The 18,514-nt window shown below is 34.9% G+C and carries 16 protein-coding genes and 6 pseudogenes; 9 read left to right on the forward strand and 13 right to left on the reverse strand.

Annotated features, from left to right (window positions below; all coding sequences use genetic code 11):
- Nucleotides 1-289 precede the first annotated feature (289 nt).
- Together mobV and ACOMA9_RS07115 are read left to right on the forward strand one after the other, a co-directional pair.
- Nucleotides 290-1,594: pseudogene (gene mobV / locus ACOMA9_RS07110) on the forward strand (MobV family relaxase).
- 165 nt (nt 1,595-1,759) lie between these two features.
- Entirely contained in the window at nt 1,760-2,230 is a 471-nt protein-coding gene (locus ACOMA9_RS07115) for a hypothetical protein (RefSeq protein WP_330945385.1), read from the forward strand.
- 183 nt (nt 2,231-2,413) lie between these two features.
- On the opposite strand, the gene ACOMA9_RS07120 is transcribed toward ACOMA9_RS07115, so the two are convergent.
- The 9 genes and pseudogenes from ACOMA9_RS07120 to ACOMA9_RS07160 all read right to left on the reverse strand — a co-directional run bounded on the left by ACOMA9_RS07120 (nt 2,414) and on the right by ACOMA9_RS07160 (nt 8,711).
- The gene (locus ACOMA9_RS07120; RefSeq protein WP_330945386.1) at nt 2,414-2,749 is read right to left on the reverse strand and encodes a type II toxin-antitoxin system RelE/ParE family toxin; all 336 of its coding nucleotides are present in this window, start codon (nt 2,747-2,749) and stop codon (nt 2,414-2,416) included.
- Nucleotides 2,739-3,026 (reverse strand): type II toxin-antitoxin system RelB/ParD family antitoxin, encoded by a 288-nt coding sequence (gene relB, locus ACOMA9_RS07125; RefSeq protein WP_000259017.1) that lies wholly within the window; start codon nt 3,024-3,026, stop codon nt 2,739-2,741. Before relB ends, ACOMA9_RS07120 begins: the two co-directional genes overlap by 11 nt.
- 408 nt (nt 3,027-3,434) lie before the next feature.
- Nucleotides 3,435-4,651: pseudogene (locus tag ACOMA9_RS07130) on the reverse strand (tyrosine-type recombinase/integrase).
- Nucleotides 4,652-4,720: 69 nt separating this feature from the next.
- Complete coding sequence (locus tag ACOMA9_RS07135) at nt 4,721-4,981, reverse strand: helix-turn-helix transcriptional regulator (RefSeq protein WP_003035154.1); 261 nt, start codon at nt 4,979-4,981, stop codon at nt 4,721-4,723.
- Nucleotides 4,982-5,044: 63 nt separating this feature from the next.
- Nucleotides 5,045-6,415 carry a Rep family protein gene (locus ACOMA9_RS07140; RefSeq protein ID WP_003035134.1) on the reverse strand — a complete coding sequence of 457 codons (1,371 nt, stop codon included), beginning with the start codon at nt 6,413-6,415 and terminating at the stop codon, nt 5,045-5,047.
- Between the two features lie 91 nt (nt 6,416-6,506).
- Nucleotides 6,507-6,650 carry a hypothetical protein gene (locus ACOMA9_RS07145; RefSeq protein WP_247906170.1) on the reverse strand — a complete coding sequence of 48 codons (144 nt, stop codon included), beginning with the start codon at nt 6,648-6,650 and terminating at the stop codon, nt 6,507-6,509.
- A 47-nt stretch (nt 6,651-6,697) separates the two neighbouring features.
- Nucleotides 6,698-8,050 (reverse strand): cell division protein FtsK, encoded by a 1,353-nt coding sequence (locus tag ACOMA9_RS07150; protein WP_421425061.1) that lies wholly within the window; start codon nt 8,048-8,050, stop codon nt 6,698-6,700.
- The gene (locus tag ACOMA9_RS07155) at nt 8,043-8,390 is read right to left on the reverse strand and encodes a hypothetical protein (protein ID WP_187328144.1); all 348 of its coding nucleotides are present in this window, start codon (nt 8,388-8,390) and stop codon (nt 8,043-8,045) included. Before ACOMA9_RS07155 ends, ACOMA9_RS07150 begins: the two co-directional genes overlap by 8 nt.
- A gap of 3 nt (nt 8,391-8,393) precedes the next feature.
- Nucleotides 8,394-8,711 carry a hypothetical protein gene (locus ACOMA9_RS07160; protein ID WP_187328145.1) on the reverse strand — a complete coding sequence of 106 codons (318 nt, stop codon included), beginning with the start codon at nt 8,709-8,711 and terminating at the stop codon, nt 8,394-8,396.
- 123 nt (nt 8,712-8,834) lie between these two features.
- On the opposite strand from ACOMA9_RS07160, the gene ACOMA9_RS07165 reads away from it, so the two are divergent.
- Nucleotides 8,835-9,842: a hypothetical protein gene (locus ACOMA9_RS07165; protein ID WP_247906168.1), complete on the forward strand. Its 1,008-nt coding sequence runs from the start codon at nt 8,835-8,837 to the stop codon at nt 9,840-9,842.
- 162 nt (nt 9,843-10,004) lie between these two features.
- Here ACOMA9_RS07165 and ACOMA9_RS07170 read toward each other — a convergent pair whose 3' ends face one another.
- On the reverse strand, nt 10,005-10,346 hold the full coding sequence (locus ACOMA9_RS07170; protein WP_247906167.1) for a helix-turn-helix domain-containing protein: 342 nt from the start codon (nt 10,344-10,346) through the stop codon (nt 10,005-10,007).
- Nucleotides 10,347-10,565: 219 nt separating this feature from the next.
- On the opposite strand from ACOMA9_RS07170, the pseudogene ACOMA9_RS07175 reads away from it, so the two are divergent.
- Nucleotides 10,566-13,641: pseudogene (locus ACOMA9_RS07175) on the forward strand (SEC10/PgrA surface exclusion domain-containing protein).
- Between the two features lie 59 nt (nt 13,642-13,700).
- Nucleotides 13,701-14,390, forward strand: a complete 690-nt coding sequence (locus tag ACOMA9_RS07180; RefSeq protein ID WP_330945446.1) for a hypothetical protein — start codon at nt 13,701-13,703, stop codon at nt 14,388-14,390.
- Between the two features lie 155 nt (nt 14,391-14,545).
- On the opposite strand, the gene ACOMA9_RS07185 is transcribed toward ACOMA9_RS07180, so the two are convergent.
- Together ACOMA9_RS07185 and ACOMA9_RS07190 are read right to left on the reverse strand one after the other, a co-directional pair.
- On the reverse strand, nt 14,546-15,157 hold the full coding sequence (locus ACOMA9_RS07185) for a Fic/DOC family protein (protein ID WP_247906163.1): 612 nt from the start codon (nt 15,155-15,157) through the stop codon (nt 14,546-14,548).
- Nucleotides 15,150-15,338, reverse strand: coding sequence for a hypothetical protein (locus ACOMA9_RS07190; protein WP_014713950.1), 189 nt, complete (start codon nt 15,336-15,338; stop codon nt 15,150-15,152). Before ACOMA9_RS07190 ends, ACOMA9_RS07185 begins: the two co-directional genes overlap by 8 nt.
- A 135-nt stretch (nt 15,339-15,473) precedes the next feature.
- On the opposite strand from ACOMA9_RS07190, the gene ACOMA9_RS07195 reads away from it, so the two are divergent.
- Together ACOMA9_RS07195 and ACOMA9_RS07200 are read left to right on the forward strand one after the other, a co-directional pair.
- Nucleotides 15,474-15,974 (forward strand): hypothetical protein, encoded by a 501-nt coding sequence (locus tag ACOMA9_RS07195; protein WP_021151587.1) that lies wholly within the window; start codon nt 15,474-15,476, stop codon nt 15,972-15,974.
- 391 nt (nt 15,975-16,365) lie between these two features.
- Nucleotides 16,366-16,618, forward strand: a pseudogene (locus ACOMA9_RS07200) (IS3 family transposase); the annotation flags it as partial.
- 117 nt (nt 16,619-16,735) lie between these two features.
- Here the strand turns inward: ACOMA9_RS07200 and ACOMA9_RS07205 are convergent.
- Nucleotides 16,736-17,371, reverse strand: a complete 636-nt coding sequence (locus ACOMA9_RS07205; RefSeq protein WP_247906162.1) for a hypothetical protein — start codon at nt 17,369-17,371, stop codon at nt 16,736-16,738.
- 261 nt (nt 17,372-17,632) lie between these two features.
- Between ACOMA9_RS07205 and ACOMA9_RS07210 the strand changes: the two are divergent.
- Together ACOMA9_RS07210 and ACOMA9_RS07215 are read left to right on the forward strand one after the other, a co-directional pair.
- Nucleotides 17,633-18,143: pseudogene (locus ACOMA9_RS07210) on the forward strand (GNAT family N-acetyltransferase).
- A gap of 25 nt (nt 18,144-18,168) precedes the next feature.
- Nucleotides 18,169-18,357, forward strand: a pseudogene (locus tag ACOMA9_RS07215) (IS3 family transposase); the annotation flags it as partial.
- Between the last annotated feature and the right edge of the window lie 157 nt (nt 18,358-18,514).

Consider the following 18,514-nt stretch of genomic DNA (forward strand, 5'->3'; position numbering starts at 1 on the left):
CCGACCTTTGGCACTGATGAAGTGCCTTGCTCGCTTCGGCGAGCATAGTCGAACTATCTCTTGTGGGTTGAGAGATGGTTCGAGGTCGCTCCTGTATTCGGAGCGAAAAGCCGTCTGCAAGACCCTTCGGAGAACGCACATTTACGGAGTAAAGTGTAGTGCGTTACACTTTACATGGAAGTAGTGCCGATTCTTCAGGAAAAAATCTAGCCTATGGGTTGCTTATTTCTGGTGGCAATCGTCCGCCACCAGCTCGGCGCCCTTTTGAGCCGAGAAAGGAGAAAAAACTATGAGTTATGCAGTAGCTAGAATGGTTAAATACAAATCTGGTAATCTCGGTGGTGCTTATCGCCATAATGAACGTGTTTTTGAAAAACATTCAAATAAGGATATTGACCCTGAACGAAGTCATCTAAATTATGAGTTAACAGACCGTGACCGCTCTATACCTTATGACAGACAAATAAAGCAGTATGTTAATGACAATAAACTATCTAAACGTGCTATTCGTAAAGACGCTGTATTATGCAATGAGTGGATTATCACATCTGATAAAACTTTCTTTGAAAATATGAGTCAGGAGCAGACAAAGGAATTTTTTGAGACTGCTAAAAATTTCTTTGCTGAAAGGTATGGGGAGCAAAATATCGCTTATGCCATGGTTCATCTTGATGAAAGCACCCCGCATATGCACCTTGGCCTTGTACCAATGCAAAATGGAAAGCTGAGTTCAAAAGCCTTGTTTGGTCATAAGGAACAGCTTAAGGAAATTCAGGAGGAGTTTCCAAAATACTTGAATGAAAAAGGCTATGACCTGCAACGTGGAGAAATTGATAGTGAGAAAAAACATCTTGAAACTGCTGAATACAAAGAAAAGCAACGATTGCTTGATGATGTCGAGCAACGACTATCTGAAAAACAAATTAAACTAGAACAGATAAGTCATAAAATAAACCAGTTAGAGTTGACTGTATCAGAAAAAGAGCAACTGCTCCAGCATTTGGAACAGAAGGAGTGGCACACTCTTGAAGAGATGAAGCAATATGAAAAAGAAATAGAGACCTTGGCTGAAAGTTTAACTGATTTGAAAGAGGTTGAGCCTTTAGGCTTTAGGGAGCTACATGCAGAAAGATTAGCAAAGCGTACACTTGATGGCAAGCTAAAGATGAGTAGAGAAACTTATGATAGGCTATATCAGACCGCTTCTAAAAATGCGATAAATAATGTGAGATTTAGGTAGGACAGGAATGCTTTAGAGCATAAACTGAATAAGTCTCTAAAAGACCAGAACAGTCTAGCTAAATCATTGATAAAAAGTGAAAAGTTACTAACAGAAAACAGGGAATTGAAATCTGAAGTTGACAGACTCCAGCATGAAAATAAGGGGCTTAGGCAAAAGATGGAACGTTTGACTGATAGACTAAAATCTGTGAGTCAAAAGTTGACTTTATGGCGTAAGAGTGCTAAAAAGTATCTACCAGAAAAAGAGTTTCGCTCTACCCTGAAACTTGCTAATCAAATACGACCGCCGAAACTAAATGTAGTAACCGTAGTCAAAACAATTAAAAATGTAATTGAGAAAAAGTTATTTTAAGCATTTTATGCCGTGAAAGTCTCTTGACAATAAGCTAGTCGGCTTTAGACTGAAAGGGGGCGAGTCGGCAGGCTGAAAAGCTGACGACCGAACGCCGTAGGCTAAAAAAGACTAGGTTACTTGTTGTCAAGAGAACCATGGAATAAATTAACAAGGAGAAAGAACATGACTAATACTAACAAACCACTTGTTTATAAAATCTCACAGCCTACCCCTTTTTCTGGAAAGGAATTGATAGGCTTCTTACAAATTGTCCATAAAGAAACGACAGGTGAATATTTATCATCTGCTTGGCCCCTAAGTATTATTGAAACATCTATTCTGGAAGATGAACAAGGTCAGGAATTTTGGACGAAAGATTTATCTATCAACGTTCTAGAAATACGACTCAAGGATAACTACAATATCCGTTTTATTCAAGAAAAATTGGACTTATATATCATAATTGAAGATTTGGAAGCCTTCAGACTAGGTTGTTCTCAGCTAGTAGAGGATTTAGTAAACTCTAATAAAAAGTATTTGGTTTATCGTGATTTTATCAAGACTTATCGCAATATGCTTCCTCATGAAAAAATAGAATTTCATCAGAAGAAAATACGAGAGGAAATCGCCCGCAAAAAGTCTAGTAAGAAGTAACCTGTAGTATAATATTGAGAGAGGAGATAACGCTATGAGAAAAACGCTATTTGGTTGGATGATTGCATTTTCTGTATTACGCTTTTTTGGCCGCTCTGTGAGACAGTCGAATAAGGCGCTGCGTCGCTTATTGCGATAACTACACTTTAAAAGCCTTGGCACTATGCTAAGGCTTTTTGATTGCTATTTAAACAATTTCATATAGTCGCTTCGAGTAGGAAGCAAGTAATCAATAACAACCCTATTCTTTTCCTCCTCGATATGGTATAGGACAATATAATCTTTACTTAAGGTATAACCTCTAGTACTGTGATAATTGCTGATTTTTGAACCATATTTTTCATCAGCATCAAAACCAACTTCTGGGAAAACCTCAAGTTTTTCTATGTCACTAATGATTTGCTCCATTTTACGCTGACCTGATGTTGAGGAATAGTTTTGAGAAATATAATCACGAATTTCCTTTAACTTCTCTAAAACATCAGGAGCATAGATAATCTGATATTTCTTATAATCCAAGTTCAGCCCTCACTTCTTCAGAGGTATAAAACTTCCCTTGACGAACATCCTCAATATTTTTGCTGATTTCAGCTTGAAATTGCTTGAAAAGTTTTTCTTTCTCTAGCTCCTCTTCCGTCAATAAGTCAACCTCATTTGTGACAACGACATTTTGTAGGAATAATCTTAAAGCAGATGATAAGGTTAAATTTTTCTTGTTTAATACTGTCATTGCTTCGCTTACCAATTCCTTGTTAGCTTGGAATGTGACAGCTCTGTTTTTTTCTACTGTAACCATGTTATGTAACTCCTTTATGTAATTTATTTAATTATCTCATATACATAAAAAAAGTCAATAAAAAAATCCCAACTGATTGAGATAGCTTTCGTTTATTTTATAAGCTCCGAAACTACAGAAAATTGATACCTTTTTGATACCGTTTAGGTTTAAATATTTGTCTATAAATAAGATTTTTAGTGATTTTTCATTTTAGAAACGTTGATTTTAAAGGGATTTGCATTTAAATAACTGAATGAACCAAAAACCAGGTCTTAAAAAGGCACGTAAAGCTAGCCAGTTCTCTAAACGTTAAGAACCAGCTACAATACAGCATTTACAACACTTCATGGTTCACACCATGGGGTGTTTTTTTAGTGATTTTAAGCAAAATTCACACCACTTTTCACACCAAATTCACATCATTATTTATTTTAGGTTACGGTAGGCGATTTCGCCGACTGCCATTGGAACCACGTTAGAGGTATTAACGTAGGTTTTGGTTGTGATGGTGTCACTATGCGTTAGAGCTTCTGAAATTGCTTCTAGTGAAGTTCCAGCTTGTTTGGCTAAAGTTGCTCCTGTGTGGCGTAGCTTATGCGGTGTAGCGTGTGTCAGCCCCTTGTGTCGGCGTTTGACAGACTTCATCTTGTTATTGAGGTAATCAGCGTGTAAAGGGCTATTAACATTCCCTTTCATGTCAATATAGGTAAACACATATTGTTCATTAGATTGAATAATACCAAATTTTGCTAGTTCGGTTTTTTGTTGTTTTTTCCAAGATAGAAGTAAATCAGCTAATTCAGTTGGGATTTGGAAAGTTGTTTTCTTGTTTCCTTTGGTGGATTTTGGATTTTTATATTTATCTAAGGCCTGTATTAACTGAATTTCTTGTTTGTTAATATCAATGTGTTTCCATTGAAGAGCGTAGCTTTCAGACTTTCTATCTCCTAAAAAGAAAGTGGTGAAGAATAGAACGTAGTCTTTGAATAAGAGTTTACCGTTTTCCAAGTCTTCCTCAAATGCGGTAAACCACGCCTGTAGCTCTGCTTGTGATAGGTACAAGTCTTCATCGTTTTTGGCTTCTTGTAGCTTGATTTTCTTAGTTGCTTTGATTCGTCTGATAGTTTTTGAAATGCGGTTAGTTTCTATATATTCCAATTCTTCAGCCCAGTCAAAGATAGAATTAACATAGCTTCTAATGGCCTTGAAGTTTGCATATTCTTCTGCTTTTTGGGTTAATAGATTCAAAACAACTTGCTTGTTCTGGTTGAGAAAATCAATAGAATAATTTCCAAGTATAGGTAGGATATGTTTTCTAAAGACAATTTCTGTTCCGTCAATTGTTGCTTGTGACGGTGGTTTTAAGGTTGAGGTTGTCTGCCCTACCTTGTAGGATTCCCACCACACTTGATGATAAAACTCTTTGAATTGTATAGAACCAGTTCTTTCAAGTTGTGAAGTAGAATCGCCACTTAGAATTTTATCTATTTTATTTTGTAGTTCGAGTTCATATTTTTAGCCTCACTCCTTAACTTGAAGCGTTTTTCTATCACTTTTTTATCAATTCCAAGAGAAGTTTTGACTTCTTCAGGAATATAGATTCGTAAGCGATAAGTTCCATTTTTGGTTTTTTTAATTGACATAGTATTCTCCTCGTGAATTGAGCTAGAAAAATACCGTGATTTTATTATAAACAAACCACGGCAAAATTTCTACTGTTTTTGCATCCAACGATTGATTTCATTTTTATCAAATCGAACAGTCTTTCCTATACGAATTGTTGGTAATCCTTTTTGAATCCAACTATCGAGAGTATTGTTAGAAATTCCTAAGTAAATACAAGTTTGTTGTTTATTTAAAAACGGACTTTCGAGATTGCTATTGTTTAGTCTGTTTTCAATTTCTTGTTTGATTAAATCGGATATTAAAAGCTGTATTTGATGTATTTGCTCGTCTGGTAAAATGACCTGCATGCTGTCACCTCTTGTATATTATTTAGTATTTTGAGATAATAGCAACAACAGAAGTAGTTGTTACTATTTTTGTTGAATGTTTTGGTTATCATTGTTGGTTTGGTCGCTAGCGTTGATAACCTTTTTTGTTGTATTCCATTGCATGTTTCGGATTACTGTTTTGACTAAATGGTCTAGAGCATTGTTTTTTGTATATTGCTCTACTTCTGAAAAACAATAGGAATGATATCTAGGTTCATACCAAGGATTACTAGAAGTTGTATCAGTTTTTTTAGATTTTATGGGTAAGGACAACCAAAAAGAATCATTGATAGTCAATAAGTAATCAATACGTCGAATAAATTGACCTAAATCTTCGCCGATATTACCTTTGGAAGCTTCGAAAAAGCTGACTGGTTTCTTAGTACTTGTAATGATGATGACTTTTGCTGAGCCCATCTTATTGTGATATCTTGCAGAGATAGGGCTAATCATATAAGGGTCTAGTAATTTCAACCAATCTGATACCGTTAAACTATCTCCTCTGATATCATCTAAGAATAAAATATCCTGCCCGTTATATTCATCAAAAGCATTTGTGGAAGCTGTTACACAAGTATCCCAATTTTGTCCAAATTTTAAAGACACTTTTTGTAGAATTCGAATGAGCTGTTTACTTATTGTTGTTTTTCCAATACCGCTATCAGCAGTGATAAAAATGACTGTTTTTTTAAACTCACCATTTTCAAGTTCTGAAATGGTCTTATAGCTTTTTCGTTCACTAGATGTATCCAGTGCTTCGTTTATTTTTCGCTTATGTTGTCCATAAATGGCGTAATATTCATCTGTTAGCATGATATTACTTTTGGTGATTTCACCAGAAAGAATTTTTTCAATTAACCAATCAACGCTAAGAGCTGTTTCTTTTGCTTTTTTAGTTGCCCTCCCCTTCATCCAAGTTTCCATACTTCTATTGTAGACACTAAGATAATCTTCCCCCAATAAGGTTACGACTTCATCAGGAGAATATTGGAACTTACTTTCATCTTTAGCATGAACTAGATAGGCTAAACAGTTGTCATAACCGTATCGTCCAGATTTCAATTTTTCCAAGTATTGTGGCTCTATACCAATAGCAAGAGCGATTTTGCTGAGAGAAGCACCTTTTTCGAATTTGAATAAAAAATGGATATGTTCTGCTTTTTTCTCTGTTACATTTTTCATTTCGTCTTGATTCCACACGGTTATTTCATCTTTATCATGCTTGATACCGTAAGCTTCTTTTACGCTTATATTTTCATTATTCAGTTTATCAACGACAACTTGTAGTAGAGGTTTACAGTTCCCATCTCGTGCTAGCTTAATAGGAGTTTTATCTTCCCATGTTTCCCAGTATGTATCCTCTAATTGTTGTACAAGCATAATAGCTGTGAGATTAGCTTCTTTTTTTACCATAATAAGGATTTTTCCTTTCTAATTATTCTTCTAACTATTCTACTGCTAAATCAAGTTTTTTGATTTTGAAACACTCTCAAAAAATCTTGATTTAGCTAGTTTTTTTGATATGTCCGGCACTCGACAAGCCCAGCGCCGGACAGGCGTTGGAAATAGTTAGAGATAGTTTTGCTTCATCTTTGCAAGACGACCGATCTTCTGGCTCGTCAGCTTCGTCAAGAATATCTTTATTCATTGAATAGACTAACCTTATTTCAATAACTAAAGATATTGCATATAATTTTATTCTTCATTAAACCAAGGAGTTTCAAAGAAATGTGGTGCTATCTCCCATTTTCTACCTGAACCCATGATTTTTGCTAGACCTTGGCCCTTGTCATATTTTCTTTTTGGCATATCAGCAAACCCACTCATTAAATACTGGCGTTCTGAAGCGCTGTCTGCAGCTCCTCCGAGCATTATAACAGCATCAGAGCAGTTTACACGAGCAAGGGAAGGGAGAAATCCCTCTTTCGTAGCGAACTGTGAGATAGCTATGATATGAATACCTGTGCTAGCTCCAGTAGCACTTAATTTGTTGATAGCATTTATCCAACGGTTCATAATTTTTAGCGTCTTGTCTGTTTTATCTAAAGATTCTAAAGAAGCGTTTAAATTTCCAATTTCATCAAATAAAATAGCTATATCAGGCATATCATTCATTTCAAGATATTTTTCTTTACCTGCTTCATTAATTTCTCTTAATCTATTATCCATAATTGCGCACCAGTATTCAGCTCTTTCAACTATTTTTACAGGGTCTGATTGACCATTGAATTCTTTTACGTATCTATCATGTTTTGCACTGTTATACTCAACAATCCAGTCTTGTAATAGCATAAGTCTAGCTAAGTAACGACCCGCAAACACTGATTTTCCTGCTCTTGTTCTTGCAATAATTGACAAGTGAGCTGTTATATCAGCATGCCACGTTAAATCTTTTGAAAATTTAAGAGCGTGTTTATCATCACTAACAAACTCTTTCAAAAAATTCATATTATCTTTGATATATAAACGTTGCGAAGTCAAAGTATCTTCAAAATAGAATAATATAAAGCTATCACCTGCGATTAACTCAGAACTCACTACAGCGTATTTTTGAAATCTACCAGATAGAATTCCTGATATACGCTGTTCAAATTTCTCGCGGTCAGCACGTTCATAGTTTGCTATGTTTTCGATTGCAATATACCCTTCCGAAAAATTACTATTAATCCAAACATAAATTTCTGGCATTTCATATCCATATCGGGTTAAATTGCTAAGCTTCAAAATATCTGTTATTTGTTTATCATTAAACAATCGATGTATTTTTCGTGCTAATTTATATGCTTGTTTTGACATACTTTTAATCTTTAATTTTGATACTTCTTCACGATTTTTCCAGCTCAATATTGAAGTAGTAATAGCTACTAGAATTGCAAAAAAGAAAAATTTACTTGGAAGAATAAACAATTTAGAAAGAAAGTTATTAGCATTTATGATAGTTAAACATACTATGTAACAAAGAATAGTAACTGCCAAAGCTATCAGAGCACGTTGATAGCCTTGTAGTTTAGTATTCGCTTGTCGTTTGATTCTTCTGTATTTACGCATTACGTTGTTGATGAGTAACGAGAGCTACAGAGTCAGCTTTAACCCAGACTTTTCCTGTTTGCAATACACCACAGTAGATATTTTTAAATTCTAATATTGTTCCAAATTGTGCTTCAACGTAGTTAGAAGTTTTAACTATATATTGTAAATCATATTTTTTATCTACAACTGAATATTTCCAACTTTCGCCATCCTGAATAGCTTTTCCAATAGAGATTAATTGTAAAGTTGGAACAGCTTCTACATTATATGTATTTCCTGTTTTTTCGCTAGTTTTTTGAATTTTAACTGTATTATGCATCAAAATTTCACTATTTGTTTTGATTCCGAAAAGTTCCATATTTTAGTACTTATCCTCGCAATTCTGCTTTGAAAAATTTGCAAATATATTTTGCAATTGAGCAATTGAACAAAATTCTTTATAAATTGAACCAATTAATTCATCATTTGACATTTGTTCAACATCTGAAACGTATTTAAAACCGAGATTTCTAAATGACAATGAACTATTTCCATACCATAACTGCCAAAGGTTGACTGGTACATTATCAAAATAACGATCGTTTGTAATTTTTTGATATGAGATATTTCCAAATTTTGTCAAGCGAAATTCAACGATTTCATAATATAATTTTTTAAGTAATTGATTTATTACAATCACCTCCCCTCTTTATCAATTATATTATCATGAAAATAGTTGTACGTAAAGTGAGCTATTTTTTGATTTTTTGTTATAAATATTGTACAATAGCTTTAAAAATGTATTAAGAAAAGGAATGTAAAAATGTTAAATAAAAATACAAGAAAAGAATTTTCGCTTGCTAGCAAATTAGTCAATAGTTTAATCATTCAACGAATAAATAAGTATCTTTCCAATCATAAAGATATACAACCATACTCCCTTTTAAAAACAAAATATGGAACATTTTATGGAAGCAACATTGATGATCACCAAGCAGCTATTGAGGTGATGAGTAGAATAATGAATTATAACAATCAACAAACAAAAAGACCACTAATGTCGTATACTGTTGCAGAATTAATATCAGAAAATATGAAAATAACTACAGGGCAACTTCTATGGGGCGAAGATGTTGAATATGAGATTATTGCTTTAGCAATTTTATATCTTGGATTTTTAGAAAGTATTCTAAAAAACGATGAAAATTTTGAGAAAGTAATAGATATTCTTTGTGATTCTGCTGAATTTTCGATGATGTTCGGAAATCTAAATTTTGAACGCGAAGAACTTATAAATTTGCCGAATTTTAATAGTATTGTAGCAAGTGCAATTGTTAGTGTTGTTTATAGTAATAGTATTCTCGTATCATATTTAAAATGTAGCTATCAAAATTATTTTGTTATAAATAATAATATTGAGTGTAAAGATCTAAAAAACCTAAATAAAACTCTTTTAAAATATTTCAATCTTATTATTGACTATTTTTTAAAAGAAATAAAAAATAACCAATCATTAGGTTATATTGTGCGTAATAAGTATGAAAATGATATAAACAATTATAGAGATAAACTAATTGATGAAGAAATCATTTCTCATGGATTAGTAACATCATACAAATTTGAACAATACCACGCTTTGTTGGACAATGCTTTGGAATTAATAAAACAACTTGTAAAAGTTGAAACGCAATATGTGAAAAAAATTATTTCAATCTCAAAAGAATTTAACCCAGATTTTGCTTTGTTTAATGGAACTGTAGATGAGCTATTAACATTTATTTCAGATTATATTGAAATAGATGAAAGAGAAATAAGAAAATATTTTAAATAATTATTACTTTTTACACTCAGATATTAAGTTTACATAATTTTAAAATCATCTTTTATCAATTAGAATTCAAGATTAGTGACTTCTAAAAAATAAAACACGAACAATGTAAGTTCAGTAATTAACTGATCAAATATTGTTCGTGTTTTGTATATTAAATGAGTTTTAATTTTTATCTTTCGCTATCTTAATAAGAATTTGAAAAGCAGTTAATAGTTGTTTTTGTTCAGATGAGGGTAATTCAAGCAAATCATCAACTAATTTTTGCAGTTCCTTATTTTCTGTATTAACCTGACTTTCGAAAAATTCTACGGTATTAGAATCTAATGCAGTCAAAATTTTCTCAAGTGTATCTATTTTGATGTTAGAGCCTTTCGTTTCTAAATTTGAAATATAATCCGTTCCAACATCTGCTTTTTCACTTAAAGTTTGCTGACTCATTGATTTGATTTTTCGTAAAGTTCGTACTCTTTTTCCTATGTAATGCCGTAAATAAAATTTTGTCATAATGATAACCTCGTATATAAAATATGATACAGAGTTTACAAATACAAAATAACCACTTTACAAGCAAAAAAAGAACAATATATTGTCCGTAGACTAATTTTGTGTTAAAATAGTTCTAAACAAGTGCTAAATACTTGACAAAAACGCTTGTTATACTACATATAACAAGGCTTGACTTTGTAGTCAAGCCTTCCTAAAAGTTAAAAAACAGGAGGAACTATGGGAAACAAGGTTATTAAAGGTACGGCAACAGGAGCTATAGCACTGGCTGCGTTTGGTGTAGCTAGTGGGGCAACTGTTCAGGCAGAAGAATTGACCAAACCGTCAACTAGTCTGTCTTCTGATGTAACAGCACCCAAGGCGCATAATATTAAAGTCTTAAACGGTGTTCTATTGACAAAGGATGGTGCTGCGGTCACCACCACCCCAACAGAGAAGACGGTTGAGGAAGCACATGGCATCAAACAACAAGCCGATCAAGCGGTGACCGACCAAGCCGGGAAAGTAGCTGAAAGTGCTCAAATTGAAGCGAACAGCCAAAAGGCTGTTGAAGATGCTACCGAAAAAGTAGCCGAAGCGGAAAAGAATAAGGCTGCCGCTACACCAGATGCGATTGCCCAAGCGGAAAAAGGCGTAGCTGATACGCAAAAAGAGATTGCACAAAATCAAAAAGCAAGTGATACCGCAGCTAACGCCACACAAAAAGCGACTGACGCGGCTACTACCCAAAAACAAGCGGTAGAACAAGCCGAAAAAGGGGTAGAAGCTGGACAAAAAGCAGTTGATACGGCTAAAAAAGGGGTTGATACCGCCAAAGTAGCGCTCGACGGCACCGGCGAACAAAAAGCCCTTGATGAACAAAAAAGCAGCCAACAAAGGCTTAGAAGATGCCAAGAAGGCAGAAAACGATGCGACTCAAAAATTGGCAGAAACTAAAAAGGCAGATGCCGATCGTCATGCCCAAATCAAGGACTTGAAAGACCAAGAAACCGCTCAAAGCAAAACCGCAACCGACACCGCAACGGATGCTGCTGCGAAAAAGGCAGCTGATAACACAGCCAAGGCTGATGTCAACACGGCTAAAAAGGCTGTAGAAACGGCTCAGGCAGCGCTCGACGGTACAGGTGCCCAAAAGGTCTTGGATGAACAAAAAGCGGCTCAAAAGGCTCTTTCTGACGCCAAAACCAAAGAAGTGGAAGCCGCTCAAAAATTGGACAAAGCCAAGAAAGCAGATGCTGATCGTGATGCCCAAATCAAGAACCTAACAGCTAAAGAAGCAGAACAAGCTGTAGCTAAAACGGACGCCGAAAATGCCCTTGCGGAAGCCAAGAAAAATGCCGAAGCCAAGAAAGCAGCCAAAGAAGCAGCCGAAGCCAAACGTGATGCTTTGCGGAAAGAATTGGATGACAAGAAGAAGTTGTCTACCATCAATGTGCCACAATATGTGATTGATGCGTATAAGAAGTATTTGGATTCTGACCGTGAAGAAGCCGATAAAGATGCCCTTCAAGAAGTCTTCAACAAGTGGATTGAAGAAGGTGCTTACGACATTGAACGGGATGGAAATGTACCAATTGACCCATCAACCGTTGATCCAGCTCATATGACCCGTGAACAAGCAAAAGCTTTAACCCAATATTATGCACACTTAATTACAGCAGTGCGTCGCCAATTCTGGGGTACAAATGTAAAAACTTATACTACAGAAGAAGCAATGGACTATGTTCAAAAGGTTGCAAAAGCTTACGCACAAGAAAACAAACCATGGTCATCTGGTCACAGTCATGCCGCACTAGCTGCTGGTGAAACACCTTCTTCAAAATTGACATGGATGAATGAAAACCTTAGTACACTTCGCACTCGCACCACAACCATGACAGAAATGTATCGCTTTATTGCAGGAACCATTGTCGGCATGATGGTGGATGATTATCATAGCAATTTTGGTCATATGGCAAATATGCTTATTAACGAACAAGATGATACGGTAGTTGGTGTTGCATCCAGTGTGACACCAAACGGTCTTGGTCGCATGCATTACGTTGGTTTCCCAACTGCACACGCAGGTCAAGCCCTACCAGACCCATATGACACTACGCAATTAGAAAAAGACTTGGCACAAGCCGAAAGCGACTTCCAAATGGCACTCACAGCTTTCAATGAAGCAAATGGAGTTCTGACTGCTAAACAAGCGGCTTTTGATACAGCTAGTCAAGCACTCGCTGCTACTCAAGCTGAATTGACTACTGTACGCAACTAAGCGCTCCAAACACCTAGCGCTGAAATGGCACACCGTGCAGCAGTTGCAACGCGTACTAGCGCAGAAACACGCAAAGCGAGTGCAGACAAAGCCGTTGCCAACCTCAACGCATCGATTCAAGAAAAACAAGCTGCATTGCAAAAAGCGCAAGCGGTCTTGGTTGCCAAAGAAGAAGCGGCTCAAAAGGCTGAGACTGCCCTTCGTGAAGCAGAAAGCAAAGCAGTGGAAGCGCAACAGATGCTCGACGCTACCAAAGCCAAATTGGCAGCACTCACCGGGGTGAAAGACGCTACACCAGCGGCTAATGAAGCCCTTGAAAAAGCAACGACTGCTCGCAAGGATGCACAAGCTCGTAAAGATGCGGCAGACAAAGCGGTTGCCAACTTGAACGCATCTATCAAAGAAAAACAAGCGGCGCTTCGTACCGCAGAACAAGCCTTGAAGGTGGCTGAAAACAACTTAGCAACCCTGAAAGCAAGCAAAGCGAGTGAAGATGCCAAATTGGTAGCCGCTGAACAAGCGGTAGCCGATGCTAAAGCCGTGGAAGCCAAATTGGTGGCGGAAGCGAAGACACTTGAAAGTAAGTTGAAAGACCAACAAAACTTGCTTGCCATGTATAAGAACGCTGATAAGTTGCTTGGTGAAGCAGTAGCTGAGTATGAAGTAGCAAGTGCGAAGCATAAGGAAGCTGTTGCGAAGGTGACTGTGGAGCGTGCGAAGCTGGCGGAGCTGTTGAAAGACCAAAAGGATGCGAATAGCCAGTATGAAGCGGTGAAGAAGGCTTATGAGGAGTGGGTTGCTTCTAAGAAAGCAGCAGAAGAAAAAGTACAAGCTCTTTCAATGCGTCAAGCAGGCAAGCCAATGACCACAAGCAAAAAGATTCGTCCAACCATTCACTCAAGTTATATTTATAGCCGAGCTGACAAACAACTCCCAAAAACTGGAGAAAAAGGTTCATGGCTGGCATTGATAGGTATGGGAATCTTAGCAAGTCTTAGCTTTGGTGTACGTAGAAAACGTGGAAGAAGAGGATAAGGGAGTATATAAAAAAAATTGTAAAAGTAATCTGTTTAGCTTTATCTGTAGTAACGATATTGAGTGCTTGCTCCACGATACAAAAGCAATCAGAAACTGCTCAAAAGACAGAAAAATCAGCAACAAATGAATTTAAAAAACCAGTTGGTATTTATGAACATTTTAAGACAGCAAAAAATGAATTATGGTATGATGTTTTAAAAGTAGATAAAAATGCAGAAATATCTGCTATTTGGTTGGTGAATAAAGGTAAGGTTAAAATTTACTCCGTACCAAGGAGTTTAAAACTTGGAGATATCAGCAAAATGTCTGACAAAGAAATCTTAAAACAGCTTCCAAAATGGTATGAACAAGTCAAACAAGATTGGATTACATCTTTAAAGGGAACTACTAATCCTGATGGGCAAGCTTCACTTGCAACAGCGCAGAAATATATTGGTAAGGATGCAATGAATCAAGATTTGAAAGTAAACATTAAGACAGATGCTTCTGGTAATGAGACTATTAGTGAAGAATTTGAATATGTAAGGTCTGACTATTGGAATGCATTGCCACGAGACACTCCACTTGATTTATGTGGTTATCATAGGTTTAATAGTGTCGGAAAGGCAACTATCTTTGATAGTCAATATATTACTTTTTATACATATGACTCTAACAGTGGGAAATCGTCAACTCATTTAATTACAAGAACGACTGGTCATATTGTTATGGATTCTCCTAATACAAAAGGAGTTAAAGTAGACTAGATAAAAAGCAAGAATCGTCATTGATTCTTGCTTTTTTAAATTTTGAAGTTGCCACAGAACTATATGGTAATAACTAAAAATTGCCCGTATTCATTTTTGTGCAGTTGAGAATTTTTAATATATCATTGTAGCCTATGATGTTAAACAATTATTTCTTAAATTTCTATCAATATTTTACAAAGTAGTTCTTCTAATTTTCCTAAATCTCCATAGACTGTTCCGTCCATATAAAGATTGTAAACCTCATCATCTTGCTCAACGCGTATTTGTGCAGAATACCCTTTTGATAATGCTAAGGAACGAATGACTTCTCGTTGAGTTCGTCCATTACCTTCTCGGAAGGGATGGAAATAATTAAGATTATCAAGAATTTTTGCTAATTGTTTAATAATCTCATCTTTTGAATTAGCAGTTTGATAATAGGTATGAATAAGGCGGTTTATATATGCTTGAGCAGTACTGAAAGATTGTATTGACATAAAAGGATTCCCATTTTTTGAGATATTCACCTTGCGATATTGTCCCGCCCAAGCATAAACATCTTGAAACAAATAGTTATGAATGGCTAAAATATCACTAATGGAGTAGACTTCAATGACTTTCAAGCGCAAGTCTGCAAGCCTTCTAGTAACGAATAAATGCTCATTCCGATAGGCTTCTTCAATATTTGTAATATTTTGTTTGTTGATTAAGACTGTAGAATTTGGATAGGTATATTGATGATTGGGGTCAATGTACTCATAGCCTTCGTATTGATTTTTAACCAATATTCAATTCCTTTCGTCTGTTGATAACATAAGTTTTTAAATCAATCACATCTTGAACAGTAGGTTCATAATTTTCAATCATTGATGACCCAATAGCATACCAGACGGTATCAAAATCTGAAAAGTTATCAAAGGGAATCCCTAAAATTGTTAATTCTTCTTTATTTACATCAAGAGTCATGGCACACCTCCTTGTATAAAGTTATCTTTATTATACCATAAAATCGGTATTTTCACCTAAAGGATAGAGACTGTTATTAAAGTATGAATTTATGATAAAATGGTTTTATTATAAAAAAAATAATGGGGGTGTAGCATGGAGCCATATATTACAGAAGCTTTAGTAAAAGCAGGGATTGAGTTGGGAACTCTAACATTTAAAGGAACAACAACACTAGTGAATAGTAAAATTCAATCATTAAAGGAAGAACGTAATGCTGATAAATTACGAAATACTTATGATGAAATTGTAAATGAGTTACTTTCGGAACGAGAACAGGCAATCAGAATTGCTCAGGCATATAAAGAAGAATATGAAAAAGTACATATTGATGATAAAGATATTGAGTATTTGCACAACACTTTAGAACGGGTTATTTCTCTGCTATCTTCATTTACTAGTGTTGAAGATGGGAAAGAAGATTCAATGAAACAGTTAGTTGCTTTACTTAATAAGGATACTTTAAAGACTATGCAATTATTGGGATTTAATTACAAGGAGGCAATAGGAGAACCTCTAACGGAGGTTTGCTCAAATGCTATAAGAAATAAATTAGGAGGTCTATCATCTAAGAAAAACGTACGTAACAAAAAATAATTTAACCAATGGTATGAACTTTTAGTATTTATCAGCTCAATTCTTTGTAATTTTGGGGTAAAATTCACACCATTCAGATGAAATTAGTTGAAATTGATTGAAATAACACTTTCAGAATAGCGTAGAAATGCTTGATATTAAAGACTTTTGAAATTTAGTCAAACAAAAGTTGTTCAAACCAGGTCTTAAGAAAGCTCGTAAAGCTAGCCAGTTCTCAAAACGTTAATCAATACGATACTATCAACCTTTACAGACATTCAAAAGAACTCTCTTGGATGTCTTTTTTGATGTAATATACGTAATGAATATAGGATGGTAACTTCGAAGATTATTTTTGATAATCTCTTCTATTTATTGACAGAAGGAATATGGCAATACTAATAAAATTCTTTATCATCACTTTTTAAAAGATAAGTACATTCAACCCTACATGTCAAGTAAGGTCAACAGTCAAAAAATAGTATGATAGAATCTTTCTTTGTTATTCTGAAATCGGAAGGGTTATATGGATATGAAATGATGTTTAAGTCAATTAACCAATTGGAACAAGTTGTTGTAGACTTTATTGATTACTACAACAAACGAATTTAATAAAACTAAAAAGACTTAATCCTTTAGAATACAGAACAAAATCCTTTGGTTGAATTATTTGTCTAGCTATTTGAACTCAATACATATTCCACCCCTCTTTTTATATGCTATAAGTGCATTTTACAAGAAACGAAATTATGAATTTGGTCCTAAAAAATAGCATCACCCATTTAATAATAATATTCAATTATAACTAGGCTATCATTGTCGAACATTTGGTTATTCGAAAATTCAGATAATCCATTTACAACGATATAAGTAACAGTTCGTTTCCTAGTAAATAGTTTCAAAAGACTTTTCTTACGAGGCTCTCTTTTCACATTTGTAAATCCTGCTTTAATAAAAGAATGTTCAATAGAATAAGCATCTTCTCCCAATGCTGCCTGAGATGATATAGGAGTGAACGCTTTATTCCTATATAATATCTCTTTAATACCTTCAGATACTTTTTCTAAAAAAACTTTTGGAATTGTAGAATCTTCGTTTTCAACATAACCAGTAAAGTATTCCCCGCTAAGCTTCCCATAGTCATAGAAATCAGCTGAAAAATCCCAAGTAGATAAGCCACTACTTGCTCTAACCTCACAAGAAATATATAGCCCATCAAATGATTTAATTTTTAAACGTCTTATTGATTTAGCTGCCTTACGACAAATTTCCTCAAATATCTCTTGATTTAGTCCATCCGGCCAACTAATTGGTATTTTTCTTCGTTTTTCATTTTCTTTTTCGGCTTTACTTATCTCCCTGAGTCCACCTAAAAATATTACAGTAAAAGCTAAGAGTGCTCCTAATGTTAAGATCATTTTATTCTCCTAAAGTATTTATGAAATATTTATTCAATTATATCACAAAAGCGCTCACAATGCTGTATAATAGAATATACTACGAGTGCTAAAAATTTGAAAAGACATTACTGGGGTGAAATAAGTTGTGTAAACGCAAAAAGAAAAAATCTCCTAAAGTAGAGTAGTGAAACGTTATTGAGTGTCTGTTCAGTTTTAGGTTCATATTAGTATGATTTCGTGTATACATTTTGATACAAGATAAGAGGATATTCTTTTACAATGATAAGTTTAGAGCTGCTGTCTGAAGAAAATAGTATAGATGTCTATTCTTTTGAAAAGGAAAATCGGGAGTATTTTGAGCGAAATTTACCTCCTAGACCAGGTCTATTTTGATCCAGAAGGTTTTAAGGAAATTACAAGGGAATTGTTAATGGAACAAGATAATCATGACGCCTACATGCATATTATTAGAGATGTGCAAGGCGTTATGGTCGGAAGGATCAATTTAAGTGTTTTAGGGAGTGATAGAAAAACAGCAGAACTTGGATATAGGATTGGAGAAAATTATACTAATTTAGGCTATGCAAGCGAAGCGGTTAAACTCGTTTTAGATAAGGCATTTCATACTTATGGTTTAAATAGAATCATTGCGGGAACAGCAACGGATAATCTGTCCTCTAAGAAAGTGCTTTTGAAAAATGGTTTCACTTTTATTAGGATCATAGAAAATGATTTACAAATGAATAACGTGTGGGTTCATACAGCAGTATTTGAGATAAGGAATCTATAGTATTATCATTCTCAGTTTACTGACTGGACCGATGGAGTCCTTCTTTGGCATTCTTAAGTCTGAGATGTTTTATGGATATGAGAAGAATTTTAGGTCTTTAGAAGACCTTGAACAAGCTATTGTGAACTACATTGATTACTACAACAACAAACGAATTAAGGTCAAACTAAAAGGACTTAGTCCTGTTCAATACAGAATTAAATCCGTTCAATAATTATTTGTCTCACTTTTGGGCTGCAGTTCAAAAATCAACACCTTATCTAGCTATTTTTTTCATAAGGTGTTACAATGATAGAGCATAGACGGCTTTAATGATTTTGGGTTAAAGTGTAATCGTAAAGTTTGTTATGCGTAATGAGGTAATACATTGT

It is taken from the genome of Streptococcus atopicus, assembly GCF_049166725.1.
Taxonomy (GTDB): Bacteria; Bacillota; Bacilli; order Lactobacillales; family Streptococcaceae; genus Streptococcus; species Streptococcus hominis.

Excerpts from the sequence above, each read along its gene's own strand:
- ACOMA9_RS07115 (WP_330945385.1), top strand. The coding sequence starts at position 1,760 with ATGACTAATACTAACAAACCACTTGTTTATAAAATCTCACAGCCTACC.
- relB (WP_000259017.1), bottom strand. The coding sequence starts at position 3,026 with ATGGTTACAGTAGAAAAAAACAGAGCTGTCACATTCCAAGCTAACAAG.
- ACOMA9_RS07135 (WP_003035154.1), bottom strand. The coding sequence starts at position 4,981 with ATGCAGGTCATTTTACCAGACGAGCAAATACATCAAATACAGCTTTTA.
- ACOMA9_RS07140 (WP_003035134.1), bottom strand. The coding sequence starts at position 6,415 with ATGGTAAAAAAAGAAGCTAATCTCACAGCTATTATGCTTGTACAACAA.
- ACOMA9_RS07145 (WP_247906170.1), bottom strand. The coding sequence starts at position 6,650 with ATGAATAAAGATATTCTTGACGAAGCTGACGAGCCAGAAGATCGGTCG.
- ACOMA9_RS07150 (WP_421425061.1), bottom strand. The coding sequence starts at position 8,050 with ATGCGTAAATACAGAAGAATCAAACGACAAGCGAATACTAAACTACAA.
- ACOMA9_RS07155 (WP_187328144.1), bottom strand. The coding sequence starts at position 8,390 with ATGGAACTTTTCGGAATCAAAACAAATAGTGAAATTTTGATGCATAAT.
- ACOMA9_RS07165 (WP_247906168.1), top strand. The coding sequence starts at position 8,835 with ATGTTAAATAAAAATACAAGAAAAGAATTTTCGCTTGCTAGCAAATTA.
- ACOMA9_RS07170 (WP_247906167.1), bottom strand. The coding sequence starts at position 10,346 with ATGACAAAATTTTATTTACGGCATTACATAGGAAAAAGAGTACGAACT.
- ACOMA9_RS07190 (WP_014713950.1), bottom strand. The coding sequence starts at position 15,338 with ATGACTCTTGATGTAAATAAAGAAGAATTAACAATTTTAGGGATTCCC.
- ACOMA9_RS07195 (WP_021151587.1), top strand. The coding sequence starts at position 15,474 with ATGGAGCCATATATTACAGAAGCTTTAGTAAAAGCAGGGATTGAGTTG.
- ACOMA9_RS07205 (WP_247906162.1), bottom strand. The coding sequence starts at position 17,371 with ATGATCTTAACATTAGGAGCACTCTTAGCTTTTACTGTAATATTTTTA.